The following is a 12,954-nucleotide window of genomic DNA, read 5'->3' as shown; positions in this document are numbered from 1 at the left end:
GCAAACCGGGGTAGTGAATGAGTGTCTACAGCGCATTAACTAATAACTGATAACTGACAAGAGGAATAAAATGTTAGCTTTACTTTGGCTAGGTGTGATCGTAATTGTAGCTGTTGCTGCAACATTATTTGTATTACAACAACAGGGAGTAATATTAGCAGGTAAAAAGTCTAAAGAATTACCTTCTTTGGAACGCAATATTTTTAATTTGCAAATTGGCGATATTGTCCAGTATATGGGTAGAGATTGGGTTGTAGAAGGAAAACTAAATTACAATGTTGGTGGTTATATTTGGTTTGAATACCTACTGCAGGATCATAACGATATCCGATGGCTTTCCGTTGATGAAGATGATCGAGTAGAAGTAGCATTTTTAGAACCAACGGATCGGCTAGAAGTCAGCAAAAATCCACCAAAACAGTTAAATTTTGCTGATGAAACCTATCATCGCGTAGATTCTGGAATGGCAAAAATGACTCGTGTTGGTACTACCCTAAGAAAAACTGCAGAACGTTGCGAATACTTTGACTATAGAGGTAGCGATGACAATGTTTTGTCAATTGAGATTTGGGACGGAGAAGTAGAAGTTACAGTAGGGTACCAAATTAATCCGCGATCGCTAACTTTATTACCAGGAGATGGAAGACGAGTTTACGGAGTTTGATTTTTTAATCCTAAAAAATATCAAAATTTCATACCAAAATTTTTTATCTGTAGGATTCTAACGAAATGTAGCCCTACAAATTAAATACTTTTTTTAGAATTCTTTTATTTTTGTAATTTTTTTGTAAGTTCTAAAATATCATGTTTTTTCAAAAGTAATTTGGAGACATAGCATACTCATGCTACATCTCCAAATCAAACTAAATTCCTTGAATCTTAAGCCAGTTAACCAAATCTGTTTCGCTGGTGAAATCTAGCAGAGCTTCACCCAAGTCCTCCAACTGACTTAAAGATAAACCTTGTAGTTTTGGTTCTAATTGCGGATTGACAGAACCTATGCGACGATTTAGCAAACGCATCACTAACCTTAGCTCAGATTTTTTTCCTTCTTCTCTTCCTTCTTCTCTTCCTTCTTGGAGAATTTCTTGATAAATAGTTGACTCTCTCATATCTTTTCTCCTAAAAAGCTGACGAATTAGTTCGGGCTCAAAAACCAACCCCGCGAGAAGTTGGGCGCATACTGAAATACTTTGTTTGGTACTGTCTTCTTTAATTTTATTTAAAAAAATTTAAACATAAACAAAAATACCATATTTCCCCAAAATCAATATTTCCCAATCCAATATTTATACAAACAAATGTAGAGACGCACCCACCGCACGTCCCTACAAAACAAGTGCCATATTAAATAAAGCTACATTGTTAAAGACTGGGGATTTGTTTCGATTAACTTGGCTAAATCTTGTAAAAATGCAGCTGCGTGAGTACCATAAATCACTCGGTGATCGCAGGTAATATTAACTTGCATTTGTTGCTTAACACCAAACATTCCTTCAGGAGTCGCAGTAACTTGAGGACGAGAAGCGCCAATTGCTAAAATCGAACCTTGTCCGGGAGGTAAAATCGCGTCAAATGTATCTACACCAAACATTCCCAAATTAGATACAGTAAAAGTACCGGTACTATATTCTTCGGGTTGGAGTTGTTTTGCTCTTGCTTTTTGTACCAAAGATTTCCAATTACGGGATAGGGAATAAATATCCAGTTGGTCAGCATTCTGCAATACAGGTGTAATTAATCCACCATCATCCATTGCCACTGCTACGGAAATATTGATATCACCATGATATGCAATTCCTTGTTCAGAGTAGCTTGCATTGAGTAGGGGATGTTTTTGCAGTGTTACCGCTACAGCTTTTGCCAATAGGGCTGTCATGGTTACCCCTTTGGGTTTTATTTGCTTATACAGCCGATCTAATGCATCAGTGGTAATTGTATAACCTACCCGGAAAACTGGTACAGCAAGACTTGCAACCATGCTGCGTACAACAGCTTGTTGGAGAGTTGTAAGTGGTACTGTTTGTCCTGGAATTGTACTTGCTGTTGTAACTGGTGTAGCTGCAGGTTGAGGAACTGATGCTACACTGGCAGTAACTGGTATTGTTGGCAAAGATGCTGGAACTGATGGTTGCTGAGATACTCCAACGGCTGCTTCTACATCTTGAGCAACAATTCGACCGTAGGGTCCACTACCAGAAAGATTACTTAAATCAACTTTGAATTCTTTTGCTAATTTTCGGGCACGAGGTGAAGCAATAATTCTACCTTGACGATGATTAGAGCCATTTTGTGAGATAGAAGTACTTTCTGGAGTAGCTGCGGCTGCAACGGGTGTTGGGGTAACATTGGTAGTTGGTGCGGAACTAGCAATTTTTGATTTTGCTTGAGCAATAGCAGTTTCAATTTCCGCTTCTGTGTCTGCTAACAGTGCGATCGCAGCCCCAACAGTGGCAGTGTCACCAGCTTGGACTATAATGTGGGCAAGATATCCTTCATAAAAGGATTCCACATCCATGTCAGCTTTATCTGATTCAACAACCACTACTGTTTCACCTTTTTCTACTTTGTCTCCCGGTGACTTTACCCAGGAAACAATTTTCCCTTCAGTCATGGTGGAACTCAGAGCGGGCATGAATACTTCGTTAATGCTCATAGGGTAATTTCAACAATCAATTATTTTATAAATTTTACGGAGTTTTACGTTTATTACCAGATCGCATTGTATCCTGAGTCTTGGTGCAAAAGATTATTTCATCGTGCAATAATTTACTGATTTGTATTTTCTATCACTTCAAACCTGGATATCAGACTATTAAACTCAATTTTTGGGGCTAATAGTTTACTTGCGAATAACTTGCTCAATTATGGAATTGAGCATCTAATAGCAACATTGCAGATTTGCTATCCAATGGCTGAGAGAAGAAATAGCCCTGACCGTACTCACAACCAAGTGCTTGCAGTTTTTCTTGTTGTGCAATTGTCTCTACTCCCTCAGCGACTACCTCCATACCCAAAGTATGACCCAACATAATAATTGTCTGGACAATGGCAATGTCTTCCTCAGTTTCTGCCATATTATTTATAAATGATTTATCTACTTTTAATGTGTTGGCGGGAAAGCGATGCAAATAACTTAAAGAGGAATATCCCGTACCAAAATCATCAATGCTCAGTCTAATACCTAAGCTTCTCAGTTTTAATAAAATATCAATTGTTGTTTCTACATCTTTCATTGCTACACTTTCTGTAATTTCTAGTTTGATGTTTTCTCCTTCTAAGCCTGTGAAGTTAAGGGTTTTCTCAATAAATTCAATTAAATCTGGTTGCTTTAACTGTTGACCAGAAAGATTAATACTCATTGTTAGGGGTGGATCCACAGGGAATAGAGTTTTCCAAACAGATAACTGACAACATGCTTCCTGTAAAATCCACTTACCTAAAGGAACAATCAATCCAGTATCTTCTGCAATGGGGATAAAATCACTTGTAGGAATAAATCCATGGGATGGATGTTGCCAACGTACGAGTGCTTCGAAACCAATAATTGCATTGTTTCTCATAGAAACTATTGGTTGATACTCAAGATAAAATTCCTGTTTTTGCTCTTGGAACTCCAAAGCGCGACGAAGATCTACCTCTAACTGAAAACGCTTAACAACTTCGATATGCATACCTTTGCTAAAAACTTCGTGACGAGATTTACCCAAATCTTTAGCTCGATACATTGCTGTATGGGCATCTCTAAGTACATCTTCTGGTTTGTAAATACATTCTGTCTTGCTTAAGGCTATACCTACGCTGATGGTTGTAAATATTTCTTGTCCACTTGTTCCAAAAGTAAAGGTCATTTCTTTCTGTAACCAATCGACCCAAGTTATTACTTCCTTAGTATCGGCAATATTTTCTAGTAATATTGCAAATTCATCTCCTCCCACTCGAGCAATCATTCTTTGATTGTCGCCACAGTTTTTTAATCTTTGGGTAAAATTGACTAATAATTCGTCCCCAATGTGATGACCAAAATTTTCATTGACTATCTTGAAGCAGTCAATATCTAAAAACAATACAGCAAAACGTAGATTTTTACTCGGTCTTATTCTATCAATTTCTGTTTTTAAGTATTTAATAAATAAAATTTGATTGGGTAAACCCGTTAGAATGTCATAAAAATTACTATATAGTTGTCTATAAATAATAATACTTGTAGAGGTAACTATCAGTGCTAATCCAGGAGATAATAAAGGTATCCAACCTGCTTGAGTAAACAGACTAAAGTAAGTCGTAAATAGGGCTAACAAAGCAAATACTGCAAAAAATAGTATATTTAGAGGATTTCGATATCGCCACGCGATTAAGCCTCCAATCAAAGCCCAAAGCCATATCCAAGTACCTTCTACCCATTCTGACCAAAACCAAAATAGTGGTTTTCTATCCAAGGTCGCGCCAAGAATTTGGCTCACAAGTTGAGCATGTAACATAACTCCTGACATTGCACGACTGTCTGACTCACCTGCACTATAGGGAGTAAAAAATAAATCTTTTAAACTAGGGGCAGTTGTACCAATCAATACTATTTTATCCTTGACCAATGAGGGGTCGAAATTACCATTTAAGATATCGGTAAAGGAAATAGTTTCTGCTACTTGGTCAGAAGAGTGGTAAGAAATCAATATCTGATAGCCAAGATTATCAATATTTCGATATTCGCCCGCATTTGCTGAGATAGGCGTAAATGAAGTTTCTCCTAATTCCAAAGCATTTGGCGTAATTTTGAGTGAAATATCTCGAGTAGCTAAATATTTTTGACTTAAGCGTAAAGAAAAAGAATAATATTTTTTTGTACCTTCATAGGCATACATTAGATTTCGACGTACGATGCCGTCTGGATCGATCAAGATATCATTAAACCCAACTCGTTCTTCTGGTATCCCAGAAATGGGAGATACTCCTTCTGAATCCGAACTACCAAGCTTTTTTATAGTAATAATATTAGGCTTTTGAAGTTCTTTGAGTAGACTTTCATAGCCCGGAGGATGAGGTATGTCACGATACATATCCAAGCCGATAACTTTTGCTTTAGCTTGTTGTAATTTTTGCAATACTAAAGAAAGACTTTTATCGGATAAAGGCCACTTTTTTTGTTTTTTTAAATCGGATTCTGTAATTTTTACAATTAATATTCGTGTGTCTGGAGGAGGTTCTCTTTGAAGACGTACCATTTGATCGAAGACAACTAATTCTAATAACTGGAACCCACCTAAATTTCTAATACTCAATATACATCCTGTTGCGATCACACTGGCAGCAATTACAGATTGCTTTATACTTAAAGTCAGTAATTGTCTTTTTAAAAAAGTAATAAAAAATATTAGAGGAAAATTTTTTTTTAATAATTTATCAATCATACAAAGTATTAATAGACACGAATAAACTTATTTTCTGCTGATTTATATTTATTTATTGACTCCATCATAATAATTGCAAAAATTTTCTAGGTTAATTTTCTAGATTAAATGGCTTAGAAGTTTTAAAATAAACAATAAAGGTAATAATTGCAACTTAATAATATTTTAAAAAACAAAAGTTATACCGGATTGTAAATAAGTGAGATGCATTTGGGAAACAAAACGTCACATGTAAAGTAAATTCCATTCCTGAATTCTGTTATAAATAAATTTCAAAAATATCCGCTCCAATAAAGAGCGGAGAGAATGGTACACAACCGGAGAAAAATAAAGTTGAAATTTTAAAGTAATTAGTTGTTCACCTATTTCATTGATATTGGTGAGGCTGCTTGTCTTTCTATATTAATAAGAGGTTCTTGGGCTATTGCATCTAGTCCCAGAGAACTCAACAACTCTGACCAGTCATTAGAAAGCCTCATATCATTTGGTTGTTCGTACCGGAGTTCTGCCAATTTAAATAGTGCATCTTGCCAAAGCCCTGAAGAGGTATAGATATTAATTTGTTCTCTAGGTTTTGCTTGCTCTAGTTTTTTGGTCTGTGCGAAATCTAATTTTACCCGTTTGACCCATCCGTTTACACCAACATCATGTTCCCTTTTTTCAGAATTACAGATTATGACCAATTGCCAGCGATAATCTTTACCAAAAGCAAGGGGTGGTATGGATTCTTTTTCGGGTAAACTAACATTCATTACCCCTGCAGAACCATTCGATGTGAACATTGTCTGATAAATTTCATTATTATCCTCATCTTGTAAGACAAACTCTATTTGTTTTGGAGTTGCAGTTGGGGGAAGATAGAAAAAGAATTTTGGATATGCAGATTTTGTCAAAACTAAATTATTTTCTGGAACTAATGCAACAAGTGGTTTGCGAAGATAACATTCTCCACGAGTCCCTCCTCCAATTCTTGAACCTGGTAAACCTTCTTTACCACCTTTGGTACGATCTGCTAATGCAACATGACTGTATGAGACAATCAACAAAGATGATAGACCGATAGTAACAATTGCCTTATTTATTAAAGTCCTGAACATTTTTGTAAAACCTAATTAAACTTAATTGTTGACGTACTAATCCTGTTTGTTCCAAGTGTTTTATGCTATTCCATTGAAATAGATTTTAAAATTCGTCACTAGCCTATGAGGATTTAGTCAATAATTTCGCTGATTGAAAGGAAATAGTAAAACCGATGTTAGAAGGTATATTATTTGAAGAAACGAAAATTTATCCGACAGGTGGAAATATTAATTTTGTGTCAATTATATAATAATATAACTTCTGGAAAAGAGTATCATAAAAATATTTTCATCAGCTTTATTTACATGTTAAAAATATTTTTTTATAAAAATCATAAATACACTTATAAAATAGCTGTTTTATATATTTTTTTGTGAAATTATTATCAGTCATTAGTATTATCATAGATAAAATATTACTCAAATCATTGGGCCCTAAAAAGTATGTTTTAATTGCGTAATATCACTCACTATATTGATTATTTTTTGATGCTAGTACAAGTACTACATAATCAAATATACAGACTTTAACTTATAACTTAATACCTGCTTTTTAGTACAACCGCCATTAATACCTCATTTTTCTACAACCAATTACCAACTAATATATAAGGTGACCAATAAATAGGGTGTTCGTATTTTCTATTTTTTAATAGTGCTAATTGGGAGTTACGCAAAGCCTCTGCTTTTGTTTGTTTGACATTACTTAATTCCTGATAAAAATGACTCATTAGATTAGCTGTCGCTTCATCATTGACAGACCACAATGTAGCTACAGTACTTCTGGCTCCAGCTTTTACAGCCATTCCTGCTAATCCTAAAGCAGCACGTTTATCTCCTGTTGCGGTTTCACAAGCACTGAGAACCAGAAGTTCTACTGCTTTTTGCTCTGTTTGTTCGGGTCCTTGGAGCAAATTTTCTAAGTCATCAATTCTTATTCGATCGTTCCAGCTTAAAATAAAAGTTTCCAAAACTTTTGAACTAAATTTACCGTGACTAGCAATATGAACAATTGGAAAGAAATTAGATTGAATTTTATCTTGTATATACTCACTAGTAAAATCTTGATTTAAAAGCATTGTTCCCGGTACTTGAGAGTTAATTTGTTTTAATTCTTCTTCCACATATTCAAGAGGTGAAAAGCCATCTCTTGCTTCAGTTAAACCAGCACTAAGTACCTTAATATTTTCTCGCTTTAATTCTTGAGGAGGCAGTATTCTTAAACCTGGTGTTAAAGCAATATTATATTTTTCTAGTAAGTATTGATTACCATCATGTAGGGTTGACATTGGAATATTACGTAAGTATCCATCTAGCACAAAGACTAATGTTTTAACTTTACTTTCGGCTAAATCAACTTCTGCAGGACGAATTAGCCAATCATATAGTTGTTTAGATAAAGGTTTAAAACTATATCTAGTACGAATAACTAAATTTTTACGTAGTTTTTTAACAGTACCTTCAAGTTCATTCTCAGAAATTGCAGTACTGTAGTGGCGTAAAGGTTGTTTTGGCAAACTGAGAATAATTTCTAAACGATCTGCCAAAATAATAGGATATATAACTGCTGCCTGAGTATCAAATTTATCTACTTGAGTTGGTTTAGCATCCAAACAAGCTTCACGGAAAAAATCATCTAACTCGGCTAACTGTAATGATTCAATAATTTCACGGGCTTGAAGCAGAGACTTTTGACTAACCTCCGAGTTTTGTGGTGTCAAAAGTAAACTAACTAATTCTCGATAAACCGGCTCCACACTTTCCTGAAACGAGAACTGAACATCAGGGGCGATCGCGACTAAATCATTACGTAAATAACCAAGATTATTAACTGCTTGGGTATAGTTCGCGATCGCACCTGTCAAATCTCCTTTTGTTTTCAAAATTCTTCCTAATTGCCACTCCAAGCGATAAGTGATTTCCGGAGTATTTATGCTTTGAGATAACATTAAAGCTTTTTGGGTTAAATCTTGGGCTGTTGACCATTGCTGGGTCTGTTCGTAAAGCCCTCCAAGTTTCCCAAGTGCATAAGCTTGGGCTGGTTTATCTTCTAAGGCTTGTGCCTGTTTGTAACTATTGGCAACTATTTGAGCAATGCTTTCGATTGTTGGTGAATTTGGGATGTTTGCCTGTTGTAATCTAGTTAAACTTTTAGCCAAATTTAATTGAGCATAGACAGTACTACGATTTGCAGGTAAATTAGTAATTTGGGATTGAATTTGATTTGCTAATAATTGTGCTTTTGCTAATTCTTGCGTATCAATTAAAGTTTTAATTATATTCAGTTGTGCTTTAATCTTAATATTTGGTGAAGTTGCTTTATCTACAGCCTGTCTATAAAAACTTAATGCAGACTTTGCCTGTTGTTGTGAATTAGCAACATTACCCAAATCAATTAATGTTGCACTGATATCCGTAGGAGATAATAATTTTTTCGCGATCGCTAAACTTTCTTCTAAAGCTTGTTGTGCATCTGCAAATTTACCGACTAAATTGAGGCTAGTACCAAGGCTACGTAAACCAGTAGCTTTCAGTTGAGAATCTGGTTGCTTTTGAAGGATTTCGTTAACCTCAGTTAGATTAGATAAAGCTCGATGATATAAACCATTACTCCTTAAAGCCTGAGACTGGTTAATAGCACTACGAATTACACCAGTATTATTTTCAGCCTGAGTATAAAATTCTTTTGCTTCTTCCCAAGTTTTTAAAGCTGCTTCAGGTTGTCCCATTGATAACTCTAAACGACCTCGAGTATTCAAAGCTTGTGCTATGACATTTAATTTTTTTGTTGATTCTTCCTTCTGTAGGTTTTGGGTTGGACTATTATTTTGTTGTGTTTGTGTTAATTTTAAGCTTTCAGAAATAGTTTGCTTTGCTTCTGAGTACTTACCCAGTTGCTGATAAGCTAATGAAAGGTTATTCAGGACTCGAGCTTGGTTAAGAAAATCGCCCTGGGACTGATAAATTAGAAGTACTTGTTGCCAAATTTTAACTGCTGCAGAAAATTGACCTGTATTGTAATATTCTTTTCCCCGTTGCTCCTGCTGTTTTAGTTCGGATAAACCTTGAATAGATGACTTTTCAATAGGTAAATTTTCAACAGATAATTTGTGGATAGATGATTTATGGATAATCGATAAAGATGATTTTTCTCGCGCTGCAACGGGAAATACAGGATTTGTGGCAATTAAGAGGGTGGAAAGTAATCCTAATATAAGACCAAAAATAAATAGTAGTAAGCGACGATATACCCGGAAATATAATTTATTGAACATAAATTTATTGAACATAAAAATAATTAATTATCAAAATTACTTACACAAGACTATCTATACAAAACCACCATTCCAAAATTAATTGTGCTAATAAAGAATTTAAGTGTTTGGAATTTAAGTGTTTGAATGAGGATTTAGAATTAAGTGAAAAAACTTAGAAGCTGTATATCAAAGAGGTTTATCGTTAATTGCTATTACAACTCATTGACGGAAACCAAGAGTTGTTTTGATTATCTCGAGGAACCTGTGCGGTCAATAAAATTTCGCCTTGGGAGTTAACCACTATTGATTGAGCTTCTACAAGGGAATCGGTAGAATCAGAAACTTTGATTGGATTTTTTGTAGATGAAAAGGCTTGTTGAGGAGTATCTTGTGGCTTAAGAATTGGAGTTGTTTCTAAATCTTCTAATATCGTGTTACTACTAAGGATTGCTTCCGGGTTAGATGGTAATCCACCTTTACCAATAACCACAAATCTATTTCTGGTTTTTCCTTTTGCAATCTGACCTCGATCAACTCCGCAACCACGAGCAATCTGATTAGAAGTATCCGTCATTTGTTCTGGTAGCTCAGTTATTCCCTGAGAAGGATCTATCTCAGGTGTAGTTATTTCTACAATACCGTTGGCACCAAAATTTGAACTGACAGTAATATCACTTAAGGGAGTTAAATTTTCACGGAACTCAATACCAAAAATATTCCGAGCTGAAATTTGAATGTTTCCTCCCTGTCCTTCAAAAGCATTAGCAGTAATATCACTATTTTCTGAGGGTACTGCAATCAAGAAATTTGTCGCGATATCAATATTACCTCCATCTCCACCTTTGCTATTAGCACCAGCAGTTGCGGAAATTAAACTGTTGTTACGCATCTGAATCATATCGGCGATTTTCAGGGAAATATCACCACCGTCGTCAGAAGCTGTTTCTGCAATAATTGCTCCCCGGTTATCGAGCAATAAAGAATCAGTATTTACCTCAATGTTACCCGCTTTTCCCGTTCCTGTTGCTTCTACAAACAAACCACTGCGTACTTCTGTATTTGATGAAATACCGGTACCAGTGAGTTTTACTGTATCTGAAGCATTAACATTAATAGTTCCTCCCATACCTGCACCAAAACTAGAAGCCGAGATTCTCGCCCCATCTAGAATAGATAAATCCCCAGTATTAACATCTAAATTACCTGCGTCTGCATCACCTTGTGTGGAAGTAAATAAACCACTAGCAACTTCATTTACACCACTAAGTTCGATTTTAGTTGTTGCTGTTACTTCTAATTTTCCACTGGGTGCGACACCTGTAGTTGCTGCTTGAATTTGGGCTCCATCTCCTACGAGTAACTCATCAACATTAATAGTTACATTACCTCCCCAACCTACATCGTCAGTAGAAGCCGATATTCGCGCTTGTTTACCTTGGAGGGTTAATTGTCCAGTTTCTAATAAAATATCACCGCCTTTACCTGTTGCTTGTGATGTGTCTCTAGCTTCAACTTGAGCAAATAAACCACTAAATGCTGTATCTGAGCCTAAATCTTGTATTTCTATAGAATCGGAAGCAGTAATAGAAACACGACCAGCATTACCGCTACTAAAGGTACTAGCTGATATTTGTGCTCCTTCATAAATCTGTAATCTTTCAGTCGTAAAGGAAATATTACCCCCTTGACCAGTAGCTCCTGCTTCGACATTGTTAAATATACCGCTTGATTCACCGGTCTGCGAACTAGCAGTTAGTTGAGAATCTTTAGCTTGAATCGTGACTTGACCTCCATCTCCTCCAGCAAAAGTAGAAGCAGATATTCTGGCTCCATCGCGAATATTTAATGTTCCTGTTTCGATGCTTACTCCTGCAGATTTTTTAGAACTGTGATTGTCGCTAAACAAACCACTAGGAATTGAAGCATCATTACTCTCACCAATAAGCTCAATAGAATTGGAAGCTGTCACTGTTAATTTACCGCTAGCTCCTTCTTCAAAGGCGTTAGTTGCTATTTGAGCGCCATCTCTAACACTTAAATCTTGAGTGGTAATTAACACATCACCAGCATTCCCAGAAATCTTAGTTTCTGTTCCCAAGATACTGTTTACAACATCTAGATTATCAGTACTAATTGTTAATTTACCACCTTGACCCGAACCACGTGTTTCTGCAGAAACAACGGACTCAGCTTGAATTGAGATATTTTCAGCTTCTAGAGCGACATCCGCACCCTGAAGATTACCTAATGTAATTGCTTGAATTCCAGAACTATTAATATTGACCTCATCACCATGGAGATGAATTCCCCCACCATTTTCGATTCCATTGGGGAAAGTTACGGCAAAAAGAGCCGATCGCTCTAAGTTTATTTTCTGACCTTGGAGTTGAATATTACCACCACCAGGACCACTGACATCGCCGAAAGACCTATTTAGTTCTATATCTCCAAAATTCTCCACATTTGCATAATCTAAAGTAAAACCCTGTGAATCTTGATTCAGACCAACAAAACTGTTTTCTCCTACAGCACCAAGTTCTATGCGACCTCCTGAAACAGTTATATTACCTAGTTCTCCTTTGATTTCACCACCGACAAAAGCTAAGGTCTGAAAAGGTTTTAAAACTAATCCACCTGGCGCACCTACTGAGTTAAGAACTGTATCACTGTCATTAAACTGGGATTGATTAGTAATAGATTTAGCTTGATTACCAAATTGTAAACCTAGAGGCACGCTAATAGTTAGCAAGGGTTTGGTCGGGTTTATGGTACTGAACTCATCTCCATTAGAAAGTTTTAAACTTGAAGCAGTACTAGTAATGAAGGAGCCACCAATATTGAGTGAAGCGTTGGGACCAAAAATAATCCCGTTAGGATTTATTAGAAAAAAATTAGCACTACCATTAGTTTGGATTAAACCATTGATGTTAGATTCCAAGTCACCAGTGACGCGATTAATTATATTTGTCAGATTTGCATCATTCTGAAAAATGGCAGAACCATTCTCGGGAACAGAAAAATTTTGAAAGCTGTGGAATAGGTTATTACCTACTTTTGTTCCCCCCGTAACTAAAAAATCGATTCCTGGTGTTGTTCCTGGTGTAACCACTGTTTGTCCATCAGGAAGATTGGTGTCTGCTGATATTTGAGCGACAGATGGAGATGTTCCACTTAAAGCACAAAAAGCTATCCCAGCGATCGTTGCAACAG

7 protein-coding genes are annotated in these 12,954 nt (G+C 36.0%); 1 reads left to right on the top strand and 6 read right to left on the bottom strand.

The features are described from left to right. The first annotated feature begins 70 nt into the window (after positions 1-70). Positions 71-664 (top strand): DUF4178 domain-containing protein, encoded by a 594-nt coding sequence (locus QNJ50_RS19265; RefSeq protein WP_300638207.1) that lies wholly within the window; start codon positions 71-73, stop codon positions 662-664. Positions 665-863: 199 nt separating this feature from the next. Here QNJ50_RS19265 and QNJ50_RS19260 read toward each other — a convergent pair whose 3' ends face one another. The 6 genes from QNJ50_RS19260 to QNJ50_RS19235 all read right to left on the bottom strand — a co-directional run. Beyond that, a complete protein-coding gene (locus QNJ50_RS19260) occupies positions 864-1,112 on the bottom strand; it encodes a DUF4351 domain-containing protein (protein ID WP_300638205.1) in 249 nt (82 codons plus the stop codon). Between the two features lie 245 nt (positions 1,113-1,357). Beyond that, positions 1,358-2,656 (bottom strand): dihydrolipoamide acetyltransferase family protein, encoded by a 1,299-nt coding sequence (locus QNJ50_RS19255; RefSeq protein ID WP_300638203.1) that lies wholly within the window; start codon positions 2,654-2,656, stop codon positions 1,358-1,360. A gap of 205 nt (positions 2,657-2,861) precedes the next feature. Next, a complete protein-coding gene (locus tag QNJ50_RS19250) occupies positions 2,862-5,279 on the bottom strand; it encodes an EAL domain-containing protein (RefSeq protein WP_300638201.1) in 2,418 nt (805 codons plus the stop codon). 491 nt (positions 5,280-5,770) lie between these two features. Continuing rightward, entirely contained in the window at positions 5,771-6,505 is a 735-nt protein-coding gene (locus QNJ50_RS19245; protein WP_300638199.1) for a DUF928 domain-containing protein, read from the bottom strand. A 566-nt stretch (positions 6,506-7,071) separates the two neighbouring features. Continuing rightward, a complete protein-coding gene (locus tag QNJ50_RS19240) occupies positions 7,072-9,762 on the bottom strand; it encodes a CHAT domain-containing protein (RefSeq protein ID WP_300638197.1) in 2,691 nt (896 codons plus the stop codon). Between the two features lie 184 nt (positions 9,763-9,946). Then, the coding region (locus tag QNJ50_RS19235; protein WP_300638195.1) for a filamentous hemagglutinin N-terminal domain-containing protein at positions 9,947-12,954 on the bottom strand (3,008 nt) is incomplete at its 5' end.

Origin of the sequence: Mastigocoleus sp. MO_188.B34 (genome assembly GCF_030065675.1) — a bacterium.
Classification (GTDB): domain Bacteria; phylum Cyanobacteriota; class Cyanobacteriia; order Cyanobacteriales; family Nostocaceae; genus Mastigocoleus.
The sequence above is the reverse complement of the archived record's forward strand: the minus strand, read 5'-3'. Positions and strand labels throughout refer to the sequence as shown.